Raw genomic sequence first — 23,116 nt, forward strand, 5'->3', positions numbered from 1 at the left:
GTACAGGCAATAATAAAGCCCACCGAGGTGAGCTTCAATTAAAGAGGATTATTCCTGCAATTAGTCATTCATCCATAGACCATCACGCATATGTAGAATCCGGTCTGCCGAATGTGCCAATTGTTCATCATGGGTCACAATTAACATGGCCATATTGAATTCGCTACGTAATTCCGTCAGCAACTCAAAGATTTTATCGGCTGTTTTACGGTCCAAGTTACCTGTTGGCTCATCTGCCATCATTAACTTCGGCTTGGTGACTACAGCACGTGCAAGCGCTACACGCTGACGCTCACCACCGGAGAGTTCACCGGGTTGATGGGTTAAACGATGGGTTAACCCAACACGTTCCAGCAAGTATTCTGCCTGCTGTTTCGCTTCTTTAAACTTGACGTTTTTACGCAGCATCAATGGCATCGCGACATTTTCTAGCGCAGTAAACTCTGGCAATAAATGGTGGAATTGATATACAAAGCCCAAATTTTCATTACGGACATAGCCACGGTCTGCTTCAGATAAATTGTCAAAACGGCGACCATTGACCATCACCTGTCCGGCAGAAGGACGATCCAATCCTCCGAGAATATGCAATAAGGTACTTTTACCGGAACCACTTGAACCGACAATAGAAACAAATTCCCCGGCCTTTACCTGTAATGAAATCCCTTTGATCACATCAACCGTAGATTTTCCATCTGTAAAAGATTTCTCGATATTTTGGGCATCTAGAACCAGATTACTCATAACGCAATGCCTCCGCCGGTTGAATTTTAGCAGCACGGAATGCTGGATAAATAGTGGCTAAGAAACTTAAAGCAAGTGACAGACCTACAATCACGACCACATCCTGCCAGCGCAGATAAGAAGGTAGGTAGTTGATGAAGTAAGCATCAAACATATTCAGGCCAAGTGAATTGTTTAACCAGCCAATAAAACTACTGATGCTAGTGGCGGCAATAATCCCGAGGATGGCGCCCGCACAGGTACCGATCACGCCAATCACAGTACCTTGAACCATAAAGATTCGGGTAATCGTGGCAGGTGAAGCACCCAAAGTACGTAAAATTGCGATATCCGATTTTTTATCTGTGACCACCATCACCAGTGAAGACACGATATTAAATGCTGCGACCAGAACAATCAGGAATAATAATAAGCTCACCATCGCTTTTTCCATCTGGATTGCACTGAACAAATTACCGTGAGTATAAGTCCAGTCAGAGGCATAGAAGTTACCCGGTAAATCACGCACAATTTCCTGAGAAACCTGAGGAGCAGCAAAAATGTCATCCAGCTTCATACGTACGCCTTGTGCACCATCTGGCAGACGTAACAAGGTTGAAGCATCATTCAGAGCAATATAGCCCATCATCGAATCAACTTCTGCACCAATGCTGAAGATCCCGACCACTTTAAAGCGTTTAAAACGGGGTACGACACCCGCTGGTGAAGGCGTCGCTTCAGGCAGAACCAAGGTAATGTTATCATTCAAGCCTACGCCCATGGCATCTGCCATTTGCTTGCCTAAAACAATCCCAAATTCACCTTTTTTCAGGTTATCAATACTACCCTCGACCATATGGTTCTGGATGATCGAAACTTTCTTCTCATACTTTGGTTCAATCCCGCTGACCATAATTCCGGCAACTTGCCCTTGAGCCGTGAGCATCCCTTGTAACTGGGTAAACGGAGCCACACCTTGAACGTGTTCATGCCGCTCAATCTGCTTTGCAAGTTCAGGCCAATTTGTTAGAATTTGCGTCGAAGAAACAGTGGCTTGAGGAACCATCCCCAAGACGCGATTTTTCAACTCTCGGTCAAAACCATTCATGACAGACAAAACTGTAATGAGGACTGCTACACCGAGCGTGAGACCGATCATTGAGACCAATGCGATAAAAGAAATGAAGTGGTTACTACGCCGTGCGCGAGTATATTTCAACCCTATATACAGCGAGATTGGTTTGAACATAACCATCTAGTCCGAGGTAATAAATTATGGAAAATGTACAGCATCCAAACGGATCCACTGAAAGACGAGTCATGTCTCGAATCGATGCTGCTTTACGAATCAATTATCAGATTATTTCCGATGATGTTGCCTTGAATGACCCTTACGATGCTAATTTCGTATTGCCCCGCTATTTTCTACTACTTGCAGAGCTAGATCAATTTGATCATGCAGTTAACTACGAATTAGAACAATTATCTGAAAAAGATCAACAAATTACTCGAATCTTATCCTTATTCAACCAAAAATTAAACCTTATTACCGGTTCTTTGTATGACGCAATTGTACAAAGCATGTTACCTGTACCGGAACATGTGAACTTTTCAGAGACTGGTTTTAGCTTCTTTAGCGATCAGCCGATTAGTGAAGGAACCTATCTGCATGTGACTTTAAGTCACCCGGAAAACTTCTTCCACATCGCGGCAACCGCTCAGGTGGCCTACAGTCGTGCAGAAGAAAACGGAAAATATCGTACGGGTGCTTATTTCATTACCCTGCACCCTCAGGATCGCGTCAAACTGGGCGAATGTGTGAAAGCCAGCTTTGCTTAAGACTGGCATCTATCTTTTTATTAAAGGCGGGCTTTATAGCTCGCCTTAATTTCTTTAGCGAAATATACCACTAAGCCGAACAATAAAATTACTACACCCACCAAAGCAATGAGCGGCAATTTCTCATTATTCAATAATACGCCTACCAGCAAGGCCAGCATCGGTGTCAGGACTGTAGTTAAAGATAAGGTGGTTGGCTTAATTTTCTGTACCAGCTTGAAATAACAAAACATCGCAATCAGCGAAGCCATAATTACCGCATACACCAGACCAAATAAGGACTTGGCATGTGGCATAGCAGTGGGTGCGTATTGCCAGATAAATGGCAACATACCGATAGAGAAAACGACTGACAAACCAATCGAACCGGCCGCCTGTGCCATAGGATCAATAGGTGCATTGATTTTCTTCACCCAGAACATGGATACGCAATAAACTAATACCCCAACCAGAGCGATCACGATTCCAATTGGCTGTATATGCTGATCTGCATCGCCTAGACAGATCACCGAAAGTCCGGTTAAAGCAATTCCCATCCCCAGCCATTGATTCAGCGAAAGCTGCATCTGAAAAACAAAACGCCCAATCAGGCCTGAAATGAGGGGTGCCAAGCCGAACATTAAGGCAATGATGCCAGAACTTAAATAATCCGTAGACCAGTAAGTAAAAATTTGCGAGCCGATAAAACTGCATGCACCCGCCAAGTAACTATGTAGGGAAACACGATCAAGCGGTAATCTGGTTTTAAATAACCACAGTAATACTAAGGCTAAAGGAAGTGCTAGAAAAAACCGGATCGCCAATGCCCACATCGGATGCAAATCTTCCACACTCCAGACAATCGCGAGCGGTGTGGTGGACCAGATGAAAACCAGCAAGGCATAGGTCAACATCAGGTTACTTTTTGGGGGCATACTTGATCTCGTTTTTTATTTAATCGCAGTTTTACGTTTCTGTTTTTGAATGGTTTGATCTAGAGAGCTGGAAAACTCACGCTTATCACGTTCAGAAATCGGCGGTGGACCCCCGGTTTGTACACCAGCACCACGCAAGGTATCCATAAAATCACGTAAATGCAGACGTGCTTTGACATTGGCCACTGTATAGATTTCACCACGCGGGTGAATCGCTATACCGCCTTTCTCGATGACTTGAGCAGCCAAAGGAATATCCTGCGTCACCACAATGTCATGCTCTTTCATACGATCGATAATTTCCTGATCTGCCGCATCTGCCCCGCTCATGACCTGAATAGAATTGATGCGAATCGACGGGGTAATTCCTACCGGTTGATTAGCCACAAAAGTGACTTCAAGCTGATAACGATCGGAGGCACGAATAATCACATCTTTCAGAATACGAGGTAATGCATCTGCATCGACCCAAAGTTTGAATGGCAACACACAGCTTTCCATAAGGGAGAAATTTGGACTAGTGTAGCAAATCAGAGGATGCAGGTTGATGCTTAAAACTGCTCTTTCTCTGAATATCCTGGTCTTTAAATACTCAACTCAGCCGTATTAAATGAGTCGGCCACTCACAACTAGAAAAATATTTGACTTCACATGATTTGCATTTTAATTTTTAAATTCATTCGATTGACTTGAAAAATCGCAATGACCCTCGATTAACTATAAATAAGTCATCCAAGATCAATTGTGCATATGAAAAAACAGAATAGCCCAGAGATCATCACTATTGATGATCAGAATTTCGGTAGTCATGTCGAACATTGGACCTTACTTACTGAAAACCCAGGCACAGATGTTCCCCAATGGTTAGGCAAAGCCCTTGATGCACCTGTAATGCCGATGGGCTTGTGTACACAAGAATGCGATATGGATGAAACCACCTGGCTGATTCAGGGACCGAGCAAAGCTGCGGTACAATTAAGCCAAGTGATTGCCGTAGAAAATAACAAGCCACAGGCTGTGAAAACCGCATTTCCAGGCTTTGACAGTCCTTACCAGGTAAAAGCCACGATTGACCGGATTATTTCTTGTAAATCCGATACCCAAGCTGTGTTGCGTCTCAATCTGGGTGCCAACAATATCATCTATGCCTTTGATACGCTGTACAGCGTCAACCGGTCGCATTATGAAAAAGACCAGTCTTATATCGTCAACTTAAATGCCTGGGCTTATGAACTGGAAGTGGTGACTGATCATGAACATTTAGTCGTGGATGATCCTGCCTCTATCAAACATCACCGTGCCCTGAATGCAATTCTTGCGGAAAATAATGGTGTTGCACCAGATAACTTACAGGAACAGATTGATGCCTGGGAGCCAAAGTCTGAAGAAGACAAAGAACCGGTAACAGTTGATTTCTCCAAAATGGTCGCTTATCTGTATGGTGAGACCATGGGTCAGGAAGATGAAGCTTGGTTTCAGGGCAATATTGTCGGTAAAACTTCAATGCAGTTTATGGATCAGGACTACACGCTGTATGATGTCACCCTGATTCATGATGAAGGCCAGCCGGCTACCTTGATCCGTGTAGCCACCCGCAATGACAAGCATAAAGATTTCCAGATTGGTCAATATATTCGGGGCAATCTGTGGATTCAGGCCAATATCTATCGAAAAGCAGCTTAAGCTGAATATCCAGATCGGAGGCTCATATTTTTATATGAGCCTCCTGTTTTTTATTTATTTTACTGCGATATTCTCTCAATTCTGATTATTTTTTATCCATAATTAAAATCAGAATTAATGGATTTCGAATTCATTAAAAATAGATTTATCCACAGATTTAAATTCAAACAAATTCATTTTCAATGTTATCTTAAACTGAATAATCATATTAAAAACATCATAAAAATAATGACTTAATATAATAGTCCTATTTTTCTGAATATATTGAGGCCAGTTATTTAAATAAAATTAATACTTTATGAAGTTTAGTTAAGAATGTACTTTATTTAATCAATTTTTTATGGTAAAAATACGATCAACAAATAATCATTTACGATAAATAGATCGGATAATAAATATCTATGAAAATCGTTCAAGAAGAAAATTTACAGCAGGTTGAGCATCATCTTGGCTCGCGTTATCAGCTTGATATGATGTCATGCCTATTTTTCGTATTGGGTATGCTCATTTGCGGCTATATCTTACATAACTTTGTTTTTTAACCCGAATTAAATGATAAAAAAACCCGGCCAATTGCCGGGTTTTTTAATTCTCAAGGATTAAGCATTGCGTTTAGCAAAGTCATCCATGAAGTTTACCAATGCCTGTACACCTTCTAACGGTACGGCATTGTAAATGCTGGCACGCATACCACCTACTGAACGGTGGCCGGCAAGGTTAAGTAAATGGTTTTCTTTTGCTTCTTGCAGGAACTGTTTTTCAAGTTCAGGATTTGCCAGAGTAAATGGAACATTCATGATTGAACGGTTTTCTTTGGCAATCGGATTTGCATAGAAGTCGCTAGAATCGATATAGCCATAGAGCAATTCAGCTTTTTGCAGGTTCACTTTGTGAATCGCTTCTACACCGCCCTGTTCCAGTAACCATTCGAATACCAAACCAGATAAATACCACGCGTAAGTTGATGGTGTGTTGACCATCGAACCGTTTTTCGCTTGATCTGCATATTTCAGGATGCTTGGAATTTCAGGTTTTGCCTGATCAAGCAGATCTTCACGGATAATAACCAGTGTCAAACCTGCAGGGCCAATATTCTTTTGTGCACCGGCATAGATCAGACCGAATTTAGAAACATCAATCGGTGCAGACAAAATGCTTGAAGAGAAATCACATACGAGTGGCTTATCAGTTTCTGGCACATGGGCAAATTGCAGACCGCCAATGGTTTCATTATCTGCATAATGCACATAAGCGGCATCATCAGAAAGATTCCAGGTGCTTTGATCAGCAATCGCCAATTTACCATCTTCAGTTTTAATGCCTGCTTCAACCACATTGATGTCGCCATAGCGTTTAGCTTCTTTCAATGCTTTTTCAGACCAGATACCGGTACGGATATAGTCAGCTTTGTTGTTTTTACCCAGCAGGTTCAATGGAATTGCCGAGAATTGCAAAGATGCGCCACCCTGCAAGAACAGTACTTTATAGTTCTCAGGAATATTCATGAGCTTGCGAAGGTCTGCTTCTGCCTTTTCCGCAACTGCAACATAGTCTGCACTACGGTGGCTCATTTCCATGATCGAAAGACCTTTGCCCTGCCAGTCAAGCATTTCAGCTTGAGCCTTTTTAAGTACGGCAGTAGGTAATGCAGCAGGACCAGCACAGAAGTTGTACGCGCGCATGATTTTTCCTTTCAGAGTGAAACACAATAAAATGATGGCATTTAACCATATCTGGACGCCGCTTGCACAAAATTATTTCTATCCAAGAATGAAGATAGAGTCAAAAAACCAATCTAGATTCGGAGGATAATTTGAATACCTTTGATTTTTTACCCTAACCTTGTGATTTCATTTATGAGAAATTGCGTAGGTAAAAATATTCAGTCTCATTCAATGCTTAGAACTATCAACTTGAAACTGGAGAAGTAAATCGCTTCGAATTACAACAATACTACAACTTAACCCATCCCTGCACTGCAAGCACTTGATTTATAATGCAGCTTAGACTGAATTAATGTGACTTTTACATTACCACTTTATGAATATGAAGAAAAATAAACAATGTGTCTGCTGGGGTCTGACTGTGCTTGCATCCATGATGTATGGCAGTTTTGCTTATGCACAAAGCATCAGCTTTCAGGATGCAGAACAACAATTGTTGCAACGTTCCTATAGTAGCCAGGCTTTTCAAAGTCTGGAGCAAGCGTCAAAACTTGAAGCAGAAGCGGTTAAAGGTATTGGCCTACCTCGTGTTGACCTGAATGTTCGTGCCTATGCCTTTCATAGTGAAGTCGATATTCCATTAAAGCAGTTTAAAAATAATCTGGAAAATTCACTCTCTCAAGGTGTAAATGGCCGGCTTAATGAGTGGGAAGCCAGTAATGGTGTGGATCTAACCGCAGGTATTACCGATCCACTGCGGGAGGGACTCAACAATACTATTCATAGCGGAGTAGGTCTGATTCCGGATACGTCTAATGTCGTCCTTGAAGATCAGGTAATTCGTCCCACTGTTTCCGTGATGATGCCACTATATACCGGAGGCCTCACCCGTAGTGCCAAAGAAATTGCCAATATTCAGTCAGGACGTAGTAAACTTAGCAATCAGCAGCAACAGGACACGCAGCGTTTTGAACTGATTCAGTCCTACTTCAATGTTCAACTACAAAAACAGTTACTGGATTCGGCACTTTTTAATTCAAATGCCATGCAACAACATTATCGTAATGCCCTAAAACTGGAACAGCAGGGTTTTATTAGCAAAGGCCAGCGCATGCAGTTTGAAGTAGCACGCAATAATGCTGAACGCGCACAACAAAATGCCCAAGCCAATCTGAATGCTGCCCTATTTCAGCTAAATAACCTGTTGCTGGATAGCAATATCACCGAGCTAAGCACACCTTTGTTTGTGAATCGTGCTGAACCACAAAATGTGAATATTCTGCTCAGCAGTTTTAGCCAGAACTCCCCACTGATCAAAAAAATGCAGATGGATACCGAGCTGGCCAAAGCCAATGTCAAAGCCCAGCAAGCCGCTAAAAGGCCAAATGTTTTTGCGTTTGGTGAATATAGTCTGGATCAACATCAAAACTGGATTGTAGGGGTTGCAGCACGTTATAACCTGTTCTCAGGTATTGATAAAAACAAGAATATTCAGGCTGCTGAACTAAAACGCTATGCCGCTGAACTCATGACGGCGCGTACCCAGCAGGAGATTGAAAACCTGATTTATAAATCATTTAGTGAAGCAGTCAGCGCCCAGCAAAGTGATGCTCTGCTTCAGCAGAATCTGAAAGCAGCTCAGGAAAATCTGCGTATTCAGGAATTATCCTTTAAGGAAGATGTCGGGACAGCCACCCAGGTCATCGATGCCCAAAACATGCTCAGCAGTTTAAAGGCAGAAATGGCATTAAATGCTTATAAATATGTGATGTCTCTTGCGACCTTATTACAGAGCCATGACTCAATTGTTGAATTTCCAAACTATATGCAACATGCCAACACCCACTATATTCGTTAATGGAGCCAGACATGACAGATGAGCAAAAGCCAGAATATCCTGTTGATGAACCGGCTTCAGAAATCAATTACAGTGAATCAGAGCCAGATAATCCTGAAAGCAAAGAAAAAAAATCGCGCAAAAAATATCTGCTTTTAGGGCTGATTCCAGTCATTCTTGCTTTGATTGGGTTTGGCCTATGGAAAACCTATCAACCCAAAGAAATCGAGCTACAAGGCCGGGTTGAGGCAGAGACGGTTCAAGTGGCCACTAAAGTTCCAAGCCGGATTGAAAAGATTTATGTGCAGGAAGGCGATGACGTCAAGAAAGGCCAGGCGCTGGTGAAATTGCATAGTCCTGAAATTGAGGCGAAAAAGCAGCAGGCTTTAGCTACTTTACAGTCTGCATTAGCACTTCAGTCCACCGCAGAACGTGGTTCTCAGGAAGAAAATATCGCTTCTCTGTATGCCAACTGGCAGTCACTAAAAGCACAGGAGCAACTCGCTAAGACTTCCTATCAACGTGGAACCAATCTATTTAAGGAAGGCGTTATTTCCCGCCAGCGCCGAGATGAACTGTTTGCAGCTTCACAATCTGCGTCGCAAATGACAGAAGCTGCGTATCAACAATATGCCCGGGCTAAACGTGGCAGTACACCAGAACAGAAAAGTTCTGCAGATGCTCAGGTCGATATAGCCCGTGCAGCAGTCGCTGAAGCCAATGCACTAGAAGCAGAAACTGAATTATTGGCACCGATTGATGGTACCGTCTCCAAAACCTATGGCAATGCCACTGAACTGGTGGCAACCGCAGTGCCAGTGGTCAGCCTGATCTCGGCAGAACGCTGGATTAGCCTGAATATTCGTGAAGACCAATATGCCGCTTTAGGTAAACAGCAACAGCTTGAAGGTTTTATTCCGGCACTGAATCAATCAGCCACTTTTAAAGTAAAAAATATTAGTGCTGAAGGTGAATTTGCCACCATTAAAACCACGCGCCAAACCGGCGGTTATGATGTCCGCAGTTTTAAAGTTCATCTTGTGCCAGTCACTGAAATGCCTGAGTTAAAAGTCGGCATGAGCGTGCTGTTTAAATTGAAAGAGCCAAAATAAATGGCTTCTGGATTCTGGGCGGGTATTCAGCGTGAAATACGCTATTTATGCAGAGAGAAATGGGATCTGGCTCTAGTCCTGCTCGCCCCAGCCTGTATTCTGATTTTACTTGGCAGCATGTTTGCCAAAGGCAAACCGGATCATCTACCAGTCGCCATTATTGATCAGGATCAAAGTAGCCTGAGCAGCAAGATTTATGATCATTTATCTTTGAATCATACCCTACAAGTGCATACCATTTCTGATCAAACGGTCGAAATCGAAAAGCTATTAAACGAAAATAAAATCTGGGGCTATATTCATATTCCTGCCGGAGCCGAGCAACGACTGGTCAAAGCTCAGGATGCTGAAATTAGTATTGCTTTTAATCAGAGCTATTTTAGTATCGGGAATACCATTTCTTCGGCTATGCTACTTAGCACCTTGCAGGCTCTGGCTGAATTTACCGGCAAGCAGTATCTGGGCAACACGCTCCCCTATCTGGAAGCACCTACACCGAATATTAAAATTTCCCCACTGTATAATCCGCAGCTGAATTATGAATTTTATCTGGAACCTTACATGGTGCCGGCAATTTTGCACTTGCTGTTATGTTGCTGTGTGGCTTTTGCTGTGGGTCAGGAAATTAAACGACATACTGTTAGTCATTGGATTGCCCAACAAAACTTGTGGTCGGCACTGCTGTCTAAAAATCTGGTTTATGTAGCAATATTTTGTTGCTGGACCTGGGCTTGGATGTTTTGGCTGGTCGAAATTCGCGGCTGGTTTATTGCCGGGTCATTATGGCCAATTCTTCTGGCGCAAATACTGTTCTATAGTGCCTATGCCTTTATCAGTAGTGCGGTGGTTCTGGCCACTCAGGACCTGAGCAAATCTTTTGGTCTACTAGCAGTTTATGGTGGTTCATCGCTCAGTTTTGCTGGGGTGACTTTGCCCCTTAATAATGCCCCACTATTCACCCAGTTCTGGGCCAATATTATTCCCTATACACCCTATGCCAAATTACAGACGGAGCAATGGGTGATTGGCAGTCCGCTCTCTCTTTCACTGCAACCGATGTTCGTGCTCGTCATTTATGTCGTGCTTTATGCTGTGCTGGCCTATGTCTTTCTCAAAAAAACAGCCAAAGGAGTGTCACCATGAAATCACTCTGGAAAGCTTATTGCCAAACTTTTAAAGACATTATTAGCAATACCAGTATTTTTACCACGCTGATTTTATCGGTTCTGTTTTACAGTTTTTTTTATCCGACCGCATATAAGGCAGAACAGGCAGAAGCCTTGCCGATTATTATTGTCGATGAAGAGCAAAGTGCTTTAACCAATACTATTATCAGTCATGTCAGCCAAAGCCCGAATATAGAGATTAAGGCGGTGACTGGAAATTTTGCTGAAGCCAAATATTGGGTGGAAACTCAAAAAGCTGACGGGATTTTATTATTACCAGATAATCTTTCTCAATCTATCCGGCATGGTGAAAATGGCGGGATTGGGCTGTACTTAAGTGCTGCTAACTTTTTAATTACCAAACAGATTGGTTTGGGCTTGGTCTCTTCAGTAGAAAATACCTTAAGTGAATATGCTGAACGCTTTAGCGAGATTTCACACTTCTCTCCTGCACTATCCATTCACCAGATTCCATTATTTAATACACTCTCTGGCTATGGTAGCTATGTGTTTCCCGCTGTTGCACCGTTGATTATTCATCAGACGATCTTTCTTGGCCTCAGTATGCTGATTGCGCTGTATCGGGAAAGTAGACAGAGGATTAATTTAACCACCTTATTCGGAATCAGTTTGGCGATTCTGACCATTGGATGTTTGGGCTGTTATTACCTGTTTGGTTTTACTTTCTGGTATTTTGATTATCCCCGTGGCGGAAATTTTTGGGGCATGCTGCTCGCTGTACCCATCTTTGTATTCTGCATGATTGGGATTACTACCTTGTTTGCCAGTTTTCTGGACATGCCAGAACGCGCCGGTCATATCATTGTTTTTACTTCAATTCCGCTCTTTATGCTTTCAGGAGTCGCCTGGCCGCATGCTGCCATGCCAGTCTGGGTGCAACTCATTGGGCAAGCCTTACCTTCGACCCAAATCGTGCAGATGTTTATTCAACTCAATCAGATGGGGGTGCCTACTTATATGGTTCTAGGAAAGCTTGCTTATCTATTGGTGATCGGCATCATCTGTATGAGCTTAGGCTATTATCGGCTACGCCCACGTTCTTAAATCCAGATTTACTCAGGCTATTCGCATTGAAAATTATTCACCAAATACCTGAATATTAAAGTTGCGGATTTTAGTACTGCCATTCGGCTGGTCAAAACTCACATCATACTGAACCAGGTTTTTTGGATAGGCAATTTCATAGCTGACCTTGTATTCACTCGGTTTGCCGTTATTTTCCTCGAAGCTCTTTCTCATGATAGTCTTGGACTTATATTCACCTTGTGGAATTGAGCGTGAAAAACGCTTCATGATTTTTTCATTGTTTTGAAATTCTGTCTGCAACTTCGGCTCAAGCTGAGCTAAAAATTCGTCATATTTTCCATCACGCAGGTCTTCATAAGCTACTTGCGCAGCCTTTTCCTGCTCAGGGCTCGGATCGGGCATACTGTCCATTGCATTATTACAGCCGCTAAGTGCAATAGCTGCGGTCAAAAGCATCAATCTGGTCTTCATTATTTATCTCTCATTTAGTCGATGTGTAAAAAAGGACGCCGAAGCGCCCTTTTTCATCAGTAGCAGAACTTATTCCTCTACTGTATTGTCATCATCTTTTTCAGCTGCTTGTGCATCAGTTACATCATCAGCTGCAGATTCAGTATTTTCAATATCTTCCAATATTTCCAACTCATCTTCAACTGCTTCAATCGCTTCTACACCGACCAGTTTTTCATCTTCAGCCAGACGGATCAGACGAACACCTTGTGCATTACGACCAGTCTGTGCCACTTCAGAAGCACGGGTACGAACCAGTGTACCGCCATCAGAAATCAACATCAGTTCTTTAGATGCGTCAATCGCAACCGCACCGACCAGCTCACCGTTACGTTCTGAGGTCTTGATTGCAATTACACCCTTACCGCCACGTTTCTTGGTTGGGAAGTCATCTACCGGGGTACGTTTACCATAACCATTTGCAGAAGCACACAGCACTTCACCGGTTTCAGGTACAACCACTAGAGATACGATACGGCTAATGAAGTTAGCTTCAGTTGCATCTTCATCATCAGATTCAACATCTACATCTTCTCCATCTTCAACTTGAGAAGCACCGATGGTCACGCGCATACCGCGTACACCTTTGGCTGAACGACCCATTGAACGTACGTCAGTCTCTGCGAAACGAATTGCTTTACCTTCGTTCGAGAACAACATAATTTGCTGTTCACCGTCGGTAATCGCAACACCAATTAAGGTGTCATCGCCATTCAGTTCAATCGCACGTAAACCGTTGGAACGAACATTCGAGAATTGTTCCAGTTCTACACGTTTAATCGTGCCGTACTCAGTCGCCATAAACACATAGAAGTTCTTACGAACAGCTTCAGCCTGCTGAGCAAAGTCATTGATGATGTCATCATCAAGATCAGTCGTAGAAAGTGCTAAGCCGAGTTCTTTCAACTGAACACGCAGTGCATCAGAAATATCATCTGCACCATCTTCCGATTCAGCAAGTGCAGCTTCTAGTGCCGCAAAGTGACTATTGATCACTTCATTGGTTTGCAGCTGTGCAGCATTGGTTTTCACAAATGCTTTAAAGTCAGCCAGACGTTCTTTAAATTTCTTCGGTGCATCAATTACTGGCAAGATAGCAGTAATGGTTTCATTGTCATCCAGTGGCAACAAGTTCACCATTGGGCGACCTTTGGCACCACGCGAAGCTTGTGGTACTTCATAAACTTTCAGACGATAAACCTTACCGACATTGGTGAAGCAAAGCACAGTGGCATGATTCGACGTCACCACCATGTGCTGGATGTAATCATCTTCTTTCATGCTGGTTGCAGACTTACCACGACCACCACGACGCTGAGCAGCATAGTCAGATAATGGTTGAGTTTTCGCATAGCCTGTTTTTGAAACGGTCAGAACCATTTGCTCTTCAGGAATCAAATCTTCACGAGAGAAGTCGATACGAGATTCAACAATATCTGTTTTACGTGCATCGCCATATTGCTGAAGAATCAATGCCAGCTCTTCTTTAATGACGTTCATCAATAAGTTGAAGTCATTTAAGATGGCTGTATATTCAGCAATTTGACCTAAGATTTCAGAATATTCAGCTTGAAGTTTATCCTGCTCAAGACCGGTCAAACGGTGCAAACGCAGTTCCATAATCGCGTTGACTTGAGTAGGAGATAAGCGATACACCTCACCATCAATACCAAATGGACGCTCTGGATCTTCGCCTTCAATTTCGTCCGGACGTACAGAAACAGCACCTGCTTTTTCGAGCAAGGCTGCCACACCGCCTGCTGCCCACTCACCTGCTTGTAAACGCTCACGCGCTTCAGCTGGGTTGGCAGAAGTTTTGATGGTTTCGATGATGGCATCAATATTTGCCAGAGCAACGGTTAAGCCTTCTAAAATATGACCACGTTCACGTGCTTTTCGCAGTTCGTACATGGTACGACGTGTCACGACTTCTTGACGGTGACGGATGAATGCCGCAATGATGTCTTTCAGGTTCATCAACTTCGGCTGGCCATTGTCCAGGCAAACCATATTGATGCTGAAAGAATTTTCTAACTGTGTATTCTGGAACAGGTTATTGACGATGACTTCAGCATTTTCACCACGCTTCAGGTCAATCGCAATACGCATCCCTTCTTTGTCAGATTCATCACGAAGTTCAGAAATGCCTTCAAGTTTTTTCTCTTTGACCAGCTCGGCGATACGTTCAATCGTTTTCGCTTTGTTAACCTGATAAGGAATTTCCGTGAAGACAATCGTAGTACGGCCAGATTTAGCATCTTCTTCAAAGTGATATTTACCACGAATATGCAAACGGCCTTTACCGGTGCGATAGGCATCCACGATGCCTGACTTACCGTAAATAATGCCACCTGTCGGGAAATCTGGACCGGAAATATATTCCATCAAACCTTCGATGCTGATATTCGGATTATCTGCATAAGCCAGACACGCATTCACCACTTCAGTCATGTTGTGTGGCGCCATATTGGTCGCCATACCAACTGCAATACCAGCCGCACCATTCACCAACAGGTTTGGAATACGGGTTGGCATGACTTGCGGAATACGCTCAGAACCGTCGTAGTTATCTTCCCAGTCAACTGTATCTTTTTCCAGATCAGCCAATAATTCATGGGTCAGCTTACGCATACGAACTTCGGTATAACGCATTGCCGCAGCGCTATCGCCATCGATCGAACCAAAGTTCCCTTGACCATCAACCAATTGGTAGCGCAGACTAAAGTCCTGAGCCATACGGACAATGGTTTCATAAACAGCAGAATCACCATGTGGGTGATATTTACCGATGACATCACCTACAACACGGGCAGACTTCTTGTAAGCTTTGTTGTAGTCATTGCCCAATTCGTGCATTGCGAAAAGCACACGACGATGAACAGGTTTTAGACCATCTCGTACATCCGGCAAGGCACGTGAAACAATCACGCTCATTGCATAGTCTAAATACGAGTGCTTGAGTTCATCCTCAATGGCAATCGGTCTAATTTCCGATACGCTCATGCATACTCCTTATTCTACAAGCCAGATTTGGCTTGCATTTATATGTCGTAAATCCAGCTATAAATCGGCTCAAAAAAAGCTGAACCAATATTAAAATTTAGTCGTACAGTATAGCATAATCTAGGCTAAATTTATCTGTTTCATCCCCAACTACCCACAGGATTTTTAGTAGAAATTTTAATCACTTCACAATATTTTGATATTAAAAAACCTCTGCTTGCAGAGGTTCATTTTTTTCTTTAAAAAAGCAAGTCACTTAAATATGAAGTTTAGACTCTATATCGGACAAATCATCTTCAGCTATGACCTGACTAGTTGATTTTGTCACAGCACAATCTTGCTCCATTAATGGATAAGCGACCAGGAATAAGCCGATAATAAGCGGAAATTCGTATAGTTCTTCCATCAAATCTTTATAGATAAAATCTGTAAAAATAAAATGAATAAAAAACCGATTATGTTCAATGCCATCAGACATCAGCAAGCCGATGAAAGCTAATATGAGTGCCCAAATTGGAAGTGATACATGCTTAAACTTATAAGCAATTTCTTGACGCAAAGGTGCTAAAAACAGCATAAACACCACGGGTGCAATCACAAGAACCGAAATACCACGGAAATAGATTTTTGGCACTTCCGGGAAATAGTCCCGTCCCCAGCTGGTACTTCTACCAAACAGCATAATCCACCATGCAACTGACCAGAGCCAAAATTGTTTTTGACCTTTACTTAATTCAAATGGACGGATATAGAAAAAACTAAATACGGCAAAACCAAATAACATTAATGCTTGAATTGACTCAACTACTGTAACCGTCATACCTCCTAACAAAGGAAGGTGCAGACTCGGGAGAAAAGGGAAAATCAAACAGCAGATCATCATTACCAAAATACTAACTGGTAACTGAAAATCAAATTTCACGAACACTCCGCCAAAAAGTTTAATATTAACACAAAATATACAATAGCCAAAATTTAGAGTCAGAAATGGACGACTTGTTAGTTAGATTAATTATTTAGATTAAAAAAAAAGAAAAACGCTCCTAAAGGAGCGTTTTTTTTGAAACTGATTCAGAAATTAGATTTTAGAAACCAATTCAGGAATTACAGTGTTCAGGTCACCTACTAACCAGTAGTCTGCTACTGCATTAATTGGAGCTTCTTCATCTTTGTTGATCGCAACGATCACTTTAGATTCTTTCATACCTGCCAAGTGCTGGATCGCACCAGAGATACCTACAGCGATGTACAGGTCAGGTGCAACGATCTTACCAGTTTGACCAACCTGCATATCGTTAGGAACGAAACCAGCATCAACTGCAGCACGTGAAGCACCTTGAGCAGCGCCAAGTTTGTCAGCTAGTGGATCAAGGATTTTGTGGTAGTTCTCACCAGAACCTACACCACGACCACCAGAAACGACGATACGAGCAGCTGTCAATTCAGGACGTTCAGATTTAACGATTTCTTCATTAATGAACTTAGAAATACCAGCATCACCAGTAGAAGCAGCAGCTTCAACCGCAGCAGAACCACCTTCAGCAGCAACCGCATCAAATGCAGTACCACGAACAGTTGCAACGATTACTGATTCAGAAGACTCAACAGTTGCAATCGCGTTACCTGCATAGATAGGACGCTTGAATGTATTTGCAGAATCAACAGCGATGATGTCTGTGATCATGCTGACATCAAGAAGTGCTGCAGCGCGTGGCAGAATGTTTTTGCCAGTTGTAGTAGAAGCAGCAAGAATATGGTTGTAGCCTTTACCTAATTCTGCAACCAGTTTTGCTACGTTTTCAGCCAGTTGGTTTGCATAAGCAGCGTCGTCAGCAAGTAAAACTTTGCTTACACCCGCAACTTTAGCTGCCTGATCAGCAACTGCTTGAGCGCCAGAACCAGCAACCAATACAGTGATATCACCACCGATTTTTTGCGCCGCAGCAACAACGTTTAAAGTAGCAGCGTTAAGTGCTTTGTTGTCGTGCTCAGCGATTACTAAAATACTCATGATTTTTATCCTTCTGTATTAGATCACTTTCGCTTCGTTTTTCAATTTTTCTACAAGTTCGTCTACAGACTTCACTTGTACGCCAGCTTTACGCTCTGCAGGAGATTCAACTTTTACTGTTTTCAGTTTAGTTGTAGTAGTTACACCGAAATCTGCAGGTGACTTAGTATCAAGCGGTTTTTTACGCGCTTTCATGATGTTTGGAAGAGCTGCATAACGTGGCTCGTTCAAACGTAAGTCAGTAGTTACGATCGCTGGAAGTGATAATTCAACAGTTTGTAGACCACCGTCGACTTCACGAGTCACTTGTACTTTGTCGCCTTCAACTTTAACTTCTGAAGCGAATGTACCTTGACCTGCACCTAGAAGTGCACCAAGCATCTGGCCAACCTGGTTAGAGTCGTCATCAATTGCTTGTTTACCAAGAAGGATCAATTGTGGTTGTTCAGCTTCAACAACACCTTTTAGAATTTTAGCAACTTCTAGCGCACCTAATTGGCTGTCATCAGCTTCAACCAGAATACCGCGGTCAGCACCAAGCGCCATTGCAGAACGGATTTGTTCTTGAGCTTCTTTAGGACCAATAGAAACAACAACGATTTCTGAAACAGTTCCTTTTTCTTTTAAACGAACCGCTTCTTCCACCGCGATTTCACAGAATGGGTTAATTGACATTTTAACGTTTGTTAAGTCAACACCACTGTTGTCCGGCTTAACGCGAACCTTAACGTTGGCATCAACCACACGTTTTACAGCAACAAGAGCCTTCATGTAATCCTCGGCTGTTTTAGCAAATGTAAATGTTGAGAAAAGTTATAATAACTCTTCACTTAAATTTTTTAGGTGCCCTATCTTGCAATGTGCACGGCATTTCGGTCAAGTCACAATTCAACAAAGAGCTGTAAAAATGCGTAATTTTCCTTGAACGATGCGTTCACAATTAATCCGTATCGATTTATTACAATGAATTTTATTAATATTTAATAAAATTTAACCTTTGATTTTTATTATGTTTTTATTTGATGAAACACATCAGAACTTTTGATTTCTGCTTATTAAATGTACAAATCTGTCCTTAGATTTGTGGAAAATGACTTATATTTAAAAATGACCGCTTTGGTCAGTTTGGACATAAAGCGAAATTAGTCAGGATTTATTCTGCATATCTGCTCAATTTACTCCGCTTTATTTTGCTGGGCAAGTCTAAAAATTGGGTTGTCATCAATCTATAAATATAAAAAAAGCATACTGGGAGCAGTATGCTTTTTTAAAATACACCATTGCTTAATTAATAATTAACCAGCTTGCAGCAAGGGCAAGTAAACCACCTGAGGTGCCATCAACCCATTTCTGTTTACGTTCATCAATTTGTGTATTGCGGGTAATTCTGCTGAACAGAATGCTGAGAGCACAATAAACAATGAAAATCATGCCGATAAAAATAAAAGAGAGAATTAAGCCTTGGCTCACTGTATTTCCGCTTTTATCAATAAACTGCGGCAAGATCGCAAAATAGATCAGCATGCCTTTAGGATTGAGTAAGGCCGTAAAGAAGCCTTTTTTCACTGGATTAGCAGCAGATTTTTTCTCAATTTTCATTGAGTTTTTACTAAATACTGATTTCAACAGACTACAAGCCAGATAGAGCAAATAAGCAATACCCAACCAGCGAATCGCTTCAAACAATACCGGAAAAGACACGATAATCGCTGCGATTCCTATTGCTACGAAAATGGAATGTACCAGATAGCCTGAACAGATCCCGATGGTTGCCATCATGCCTGCTTTTGCATCTTTACCCATCACTTGAGACAGGATAAACAGCATATCTGGTCCAGGTGTAAAAATCAGGGGAAGCACGGTTAGTGCAAAAAGTGCAAATACAGACATTTCCTTTTCCTTTAAATCTTCGGAAAGTGGAATTAGTATCTGCGAATTTTTACAAAATAGGCTTTCAATTTATTTTATAATAAGTATTATTTTTCGAATTATATTCTAATTTATGAAAATATCTTCCAAGTCTGTGCGAGTAAAACTTGATCGAATTGATAAAAATATCATTCATCACTTGCAAGCCAATGGTCGTATTCAGAACAACGATCTGGCACGTGAAATTGGACTATCCCCTTCTTCCTGTCTGCGCCGGGTAAAGTTGCTTGAAGATGCGGGCGTGATCCAGAATTACACCACCATTGTCGATTCACAGAAAATCGGTTTTCAGTTGATTCTGTTTTCACGGATTTGGCTGGTGGGTCAGGATGCAGAGACGATTGATACCTTTATTGAAGCAATGAAGGAACTACCGCAAGTGATGGAGTGTTATATCATTCTAGGCGAATGTGATGCGATGTTAAAAGTTGTAGTGCCTGATCTGGAAAGTTACCGCCAATTTCAGTCCACACATTTGACCAAGAAAAATGGCATTACCAGTGTCAAAACAGATTTACCCAGCCAGATCATCAAGCAAAGTTTTCAGTTACCGCTGGATGACTTATAAAATATTTTAGCAATAAAAAAGGATGACCTTGGTCATCCTTCATATTTATTAAACTTGCAAAAAGTCACGATGTACATGACTCAGTTCAATCAGTTCATAAGACTTCAGATCGAAAATATTCCAGATTTCGAGCGCATCTTCTTTCAGGTCAACAGCTTGACTGGCTCGCTGCGTGGTCTGCCATTGCAGATCAGAAATCCATAGATAATACTGGTCTGCCTCAGGATTATAAGCCTGCATTTTCCCTTCTGCATTAATCCCCTGCACGATTGCGCCTTCAGGCAAAACGGCTTCAATGGTGGGCAAGCTAATCTCAACAAAATGTTTAATCTGGCGTAAACCATAACCCGCAAACATATCTTTTTGGGCTGGGCTTAACTGCGCATACTTTTGTTGTATATCCGGGATAATTGCTGTGTCCATAAAAATTCCAGTATCGAGATCGCTGATTTTCTTTTAAAAATTGATTACTATTTATACTTATATCCGAAAACAGCCATTTGAAAAATAAGACAATAGTGAAATATCTTTCAAACAGTCTGTTCAAGTCATATTTTGAGCATGATACATGACAGTTTTATGCCATGAATCCTAATCATCCGACAAGCGGAAGAAAACTTTAAATTTTTCCTATTCTTTATGCTGTGCCCGCGGATGCGCCTGATCATAAATCTGCGCAAGTCGATCAAAATCAATATGAGTATAAATTTGTGTAGTACTCAAATTGCTATGCCCCAACATTTCCTGAACGGCACGAAGATCACCACTATTCGACAGCATATGGCTGGCAAAACAATGCCGTAACAAATGCGGATGCAGGTCAACATTAACCCCTGCACGCTGTGCCTGAAACTTGACCCGGTTTTCAATTTGCCGTGCACCGAGCGGATTGCCTTTTTGGGTGATAAATACATTCGCGTCAGGTACAAAATCGCCATTCCAGAGCGGATAAATTTTTAGCCATTCCATCAGACTATCTTTGGCTCTTGAACCAAAAGGCACCACCCGGGTTTTATTGCCTTTACCGGTAATACGGAGGAGCTGACGATTAAAATCAACATCCTTGATTCTTAAGCTCTGAATTTCTGCCAAACGTAAACCACTGGAATAGAGTAATTCCAGAATTGCCTTATCTCTCAACCACATTTGTTGCTGCGCTTCGGTTTCTGGAGCAGGCTGGTCCAGAATCTGGTTCACAGTTTCAATATCGACCATACCCGGTAAAGGACGTGACTGACGTTTCAACTGAAAATCATCAGCCGGATTAAACGCCAGATACTGCGCCTGCTCTGCCCATTTCATGAACTGGCGAATCGAAGAGAGCATCCGCTGCAAGCTACTCGAACTTAATCCGTGCTGCTCGACTTTTTCAGCCAGAAATTGACGTAAATCTGTGGCTTCCACATCATTGAGTGCAAGTTGTTGTACTGCGCAGAATTCCAGAAAATCAGCCACATCACGTTCATAGGCCTGCAAGGTATGTTTAGACTGATTCTGGATCTCACGTTCTTTGAGCCAGATTTCGAGCAAGTCTTTTGCAGAAAGCTTTACTTGCTCCATTCAATTGACTCCAGCCAGGCTTCAATCAGTTCTGCGGTCTGTACTGGATGAGTCGCCGCAAAGAAATGTTCCCCGCCTTGAATTACATGCAAATTTGCATGTTTAAAATTTTGCTTTAAGCATTGCCCCACCTGAACGGTACTTAAAGCGTCTTGGTCACCCCAGATCAGTAGAACTGGAATCTCAAGATTGCTTAACTGTTTCAGGCTAAATATGGTTTGATCTTGTAAAAACCAGTCAGGAACATCTTTAAACTGCTCGCGATAATCTATCCGCCAGTCACCATAACCGAACTGGGATAGATCCAGACCACCTGAAGTTGCCAATAAAACCAGTCCTTTGACTTTCTGTGGATGATGCAGTGCAATTGCAACTGCCAATACTCCACCCATAGATTGAGCAACCAGAATTGAATCATCTTCAATCTGCTCTGTGATGAATTCCTGCAGATCATGAAGATTTTGAATAGTCGAATCTGGTTCTACCCCATCGAAGCCCGGATATGCCAATATTTTTGTAGATTGATCTGTTTTTAAATGAGCCAACAAGGGTTGCCAAAAGTCTCGGCTGCCTGATGCACCCGGTAAAAACACAAGCTGATTCATAGCAGTGTTGTGATATCAATTAAATATGGAATTCATCCTATCATAAAAAAGCACCGTACTATGTGCGGTGCTTTTTAGAGAAATAAATGTTGAGATTAACCCTGGAAGTAGCGCAAGTCCAGTCGACCTTCATAAACATTGGCGGTTGGACCTGTCATCCAGACCACATCACCTTCTTTCCATTCAATCTGCAATTTACCACCCGCAAGTTCAATTTCGACCTTGCTAGATAACAAACCACGGCGCATACCAGACACTGCTGCAGCACAGGCACCTGTACCACAAGCCAGTGTTTCGCCTACACCACGCTCATAAACACGTAAACGAGCATGCTTTTCATCAATGATCTGCATAAATCCAGCATTAACGCGTGCCGGGAAACGCACATGGGATTCCACCTGTGGACCAATCTTAGCCACATCGGCAGTCAATACATCCGGAACAATCGTCACTGCATGTGGATTCCCCATATTGACCACATCAATCGTCAGCTTCTCTCCACCCGCCAGATCGATGTCATACAGATTTTCCGGTTCTTCTGCCACAAATGGAATTTCCTGAGGCAGGAATTTTGGATAACCCATATTCACTCGCACCCAGCCATTGGCACCGAGTTCAGGTTCCACGATTCCAGCTTTGGTCTGTACCTTGATTTTGGTTTTAGTGGTCAATTGACGTTCATGCACGAAACGGGCAAAACAGCGTACACCATTGCCGCACTGCTCAACCTCAGAACCATCCGCATTAAAAATACGGTATTTAAAATCTGCACTTGGAATATCAGGCGGTTCAACAATCAAGAGCTGGTCAAAACCCACACCAAAGTTACGATTTGCCAAGCGCTGAATAGTGAGAGTATCCAGATAAGCACGCTGGCTAATCAGGTCTACCACCATAAAGTCATTGCCCAGACCATGCATCTTGGTAAATTCAAGCAACATTACT

General features: G+C 42.3%; 23 protein-coding genes. 8 read left to right on the top strand and 15 right to left on the bottom strand.

Going from position 1 to position 23,116, the window contains the following annotated elements:
* Positions 1 to 60: 60 nt before the first annotated feature.
* Both lolD and ACWM1W_RS10900 read right to left on the bottom strand, forming a co-directional pair.
* Positions 61 to 744 (bottom strand): lipoprotein-releasing ABC transporter ATP-binding protein LolD, encoded by a 684-nt coding sequence (gene lolD / locus ACWM1W_RS10895; RefSeq protein ID WP_034170942.1) that lies wholly within the window; start codon positions 742 to 744, stop codon positions 61 to 63.
* On the bottom strand, positions 737 to 1,972 hold the full coding sequence (locus ACWM1W_RS10900) for a lipoprotein-releasing ABC transporter permease subunit (RefSeq protein WP_034170943.1): 1,236 nt from the start codon (positions 1,970 to 1,972) through the stop codon (positions 737 to 739). The genes lolD and ACWM1W_RS10900 overlap by 8 nt, the downstream gene beginning before the upstream one ends.
* A 26-nt stretch (positions 1,973 to 1,998) precedes the next feature.
* Between ACWM1W_RS10900 and ACWM1W_RS10905 the strand changes: the two genes are divergently transcribed.
* On the top strand, positions 1,999 to 2,562 hold the full coding sequence (locus tag ACWM1W_RS10905; protein WP_034170944.1) for a PilZ domain-containing protein: 564 nt from the start codon (positions 1,999 to 2,001) through the stop codon (positions 2,560 to 2,562).
* A gap of 20 nt (positions 2,563 to 2,582) precedes the next feature.
* Here the strand turns inward: ACWM1W_RS10905 and ACWM1W_RS10910 are convergent, their stop codons facing one another.
* Positions 2,583 to 3,476: a DMT family transporter gene (locus tag ACWM1W_RS10910; protein ID WP_004784646.1), complete on the bottom strand. Its 894-nt coding sequence runs from the start codon at positions 3,474 to 3,476 to the stop codon at positions 2,583 to 2,585.
* A 15-nt stretch (positions 3,477 to 3,491) separates the two neighbouring features.
* The gene (locus ACWM1W_RS10915; protein ID WP_005236716.1) at positions 3,492 to 3,977 is read right to left on the bottom strand and encodes a YaiI/YqxD family protein; all 486 of its coding nucleotides are present in this window, start codon (positions 3,975 to 3,977) and stop codon (positions 3,492 to 3,494) included.
* A gap of 249 nt (positions 3,978 to 4,226) precedes the next feature.
* On the opposite strand from ACWM1W_RS10915, the gene ACWM1W_RS10920 reads away from it, so the two are divergent.
* Both ACWM1W_RS10920 and ACWM1W_RS10925 read left to right on the top strand, forming a co-directional pair.
* Complete coding sequence (locus tag ACWM1W_RS10920) at positions 4,227 to 5,159, top strand: hypothetical protein (RefSeq protein ID WP_004784650.1); 933 nt, start codon at positions 4,227 to 4,229, stop codon at positions 5,157 to 5,159.
* Between the two features lie 401 nt (positions 5,160 to 5,560).
* On the top strand, positions 5,561 to 5,701 hold the full coding sequence (locus ACWM1W_RS10925) for a hypothetical protein (RefSeq protein WP_004784652.1): 141 nt from the start codon (positions 5,561 to 5,563) through the stop codon (positions 5,699 to 5,701).
* A 57-nt stretch (positions 5,702 to 5,758) separates the two neighbouring features.
* Here the strand turns inward: ACWM1W_RS10925 and serC are convergent, their stop codons facing one another.
* A complete protein-coding gene (gene serC / locus ACWM1W_RS10930; RefSeq protein WP_175967955.1) occupies positions 5,759 to 6,841 on the bottom strand; it encodes a 3-phosphoserine/phosphohydroxythreonine transaminase in 1,083 nt (360 codons plus the stop codon).
* Positions 6,842 to 7,199: 358 nt separating this feature from the next.
* On the opposite strand from serC, the gene ACWM1W_RS10935 reads away from it, so the two are divergent.
* The 4 genes from ACWM1W_RS10935 to ACWM1W_RS10950 are packed head-to-tail and all read left to right on the top strand — an operon-like array spanning position 7,200 to position 12,003.
* The gene (locus ACWM1W_RS10935; protein ID WP_395521755.1) at positions 7,200 to 8,681 is read left to right on the top strand and encodes a TolC family protein; all 1,482 of its coding nucleotides are present in this window, start codon (positions 7,200 to 7,202) and stop codon (positions 8,679 to 8,681) included.
* A gap of 11 nt (positions 8,682 to 8,692) precedes the next feature.
* Entirely contained in the window at positions 8,693 to 9,772 is a 1,080-nt protein-coding gene (locus ACWM1W_RS10940; protein ID WP_034701377.1) for an HlyD family secretion protein, read from the top strand.
* Positions 9,773 to 10,915: an ABC transporter permease gene (locus ACWM1W_RS10945; protein WP_395521756.1), complete on the top strand. Its 1,143-nt coding sequence runs from the start codon at positions 9,773 to 9,775 to the stop codon at positions 10,913 to 10,915.
* On the top strand, positions 10,912 to 12,003 hold the full coding sequence (locus ACWM1W_RS10950; protein WP_395521757.1) for an ABC transporter permease: 1,092 nt from the start codon (positions 10,912 to 10,914) through the stop codon (positions 12,001 to 12,003). Before ACWM1W_RS10945 ends, ACWM1W_RS10950 begins: the two co-directional genes overlap by 4 nt.
* A 33-nt stretch (positions 12,004 to 12,036) precedes the next feature.
* Here the strand turns inward: ACWM1W_RS10950 and ACWM1W_RS10955 are convergent, their stop codons facing one another.
* The 6 genes from ACWM1W_RS10955 to ACWM1W_RS10980 all read right to left on the bottom strand — a co-directional run bounded on the left by ACWM1W_RS10955 (position 12,037) and on the right by ACWM1W_RS10980 (position 19,399).
* Positions 12,037 to 12,456, bottom strand: coding sequence for an outer membrane protein assembly factor BamD (locus ACWM1W_RS10955; protein WP_034701297.1), 420 nt, complete (start codon positions 12,454 to 12,456; stop codon positions 12,037 to 12,039).
* A gap of 69 nt (positions 12,457 to 12,525) precedes the next feature.
* Positions 12,526 to 15,498 (bottom strand): DNA gyrase subunit A, encoded by a 2,973-nt coding sequence (gyrA, locus tag ACWM1W_RS10960; RefSeq protein ID WP_034701299.1) that lies wholly within the window; start codon positions 15,496 to 15,498, stop codon positions 12,526 to 12,528.
* 256 nt (positions 15,499 to 15,754) lie between these two features.
* A complete protein-coding gene (locus tag ACWM1W_RS10965; protein ID WP_395521759.1) occupies positions 15,755 to 16,420 on the bottom strand; it encodes a hypothetical protein in 666 nt (221 codons plus the stop codon).
* A gap of 156 nt (positions 16,421 to 16,576) precedes the next feature.
* Positions 16,577 to 17,509: an electron transfer flavoprotein subunit alpha/FixB family protein gene (locus ACWM1W_RS10970; RefSeq protein WP_004784671.1), complete on the bottom strand. Its 933-nt coding sequence runs from the start codon at positions 17,507 to 17,509 to the stop codon at positions 16,577 to 16,579.
* A gap of 18 nt (positions 17,510 to 17,527) precedes the next feature.
* The gene (locus ACWM1W_RS10975) at positions 17,528 to 18,280 is read right to left on the bottom strand and encodes an electron transfer flavoprotein subunit beta/FixA family protein (protein WP_004784673.1); all 753 of its coding nucleotides are present in this window, start codon (positions 18,278 to 18,280) and stop codon (positions 17,528 to 17,530) included.
* A gap of 513 nt (positions 18,281 to 18,793) precedes the next feature.
* On the bottom strand, positions 18,794 to 19,399 hold the full coding sequence (locus tag ACWM1W_RS10980) for a LysE family translocator (RefSeq protein ID WP_004784676.1): 606 nt from the start codon (positions 19,397 to 19,399) through the stop codon (positions 18,794 to 18,796).
* A gap of 112 nt (positions 19,400 to 19,511) precedes the next feature.
* Here ACWM1W_RS10980 and ACWM1W_RS10985 point away from each other — a divergent pair, with 112 nt between their 5' ends.
* Positions 19,512 to 20,006, top strand: a complete 495-nt coding sequence (locus ACWM1W_RS10985; protein WP_004784677.1) for an Lrp/AsnC family transcriptional regulator — start codon at positions 19,512 to 19,514, stop codon at positions 20,004 to 20,006.
* A gap of 48 nt (positions 20,007 to 20,054) precedes the next feature.
* Here ACWM1W_RS10985 and ACWM1W_RS10990 read toward each other — a convergent pair whose 3' ends face one another.
* The 4 genes from ACWM1W_RS10990 to dapF form a co-directional block, all read right to left on the bottom strand.
* Positions 20,055 to 20,429 carry a hypothetical protein gene (locus tag ACWM1W_RS10990; protein WP_004784679.1) on the bottom strand — a complete coding sequence of 125 codons (375 nt, stop codon included), beginning with the start codon at positions 20,427 to 20,429 and terminating at the stop codon, positions 20,055 to 20,057.
* Between the two features lie 207 nt (positions 20,430 to 20,636).
* Entirely contained in the window at positions 20,637 to 21,527 is an 891-nt protein-coding gene (gene xerA / locus ACWM1W_RS10995; RefSeq protein WP_376745110.1) for a site-specific tyrosine recombinase/integron integrase, read from the bottom strand.
* Positions 21,528 to 21,553: 26 nt separating this feature from the next.
* Positions 21,554 to 22,171, bottom strand: coding sequence for an alpha/beta fold hydrolase (locus ACWM1W_RS11000; RefSeq protein WP_004784683.1), 618 nt, complete (start codon positions 22,169 to 22,171; stop codon positions 21,554 to 21,556).
* Positions 22,172 to 22,266: 95 nt separating this feature from the next.
* Positions 22,267 to 23,112 carry a diaminopimelate epimerase gene (gene dapF / locus ACWM1W_RS11005; protein ID WP_004784684.1) on the bottom strand — a complete coding sequence of 282 codons (846 nt, stop codon included), beginning with the start codon at positions 23,110 to 23,112 and terminating at the stop codon, positions 22,267 to 22,269.
* Positions 23,113 to 23,116 lie beyond the last annotated feature (4 nt).

It is taken from the genome of Acinetobacter sp. TW_SC_4 (genome assembly GCF_054861205.1).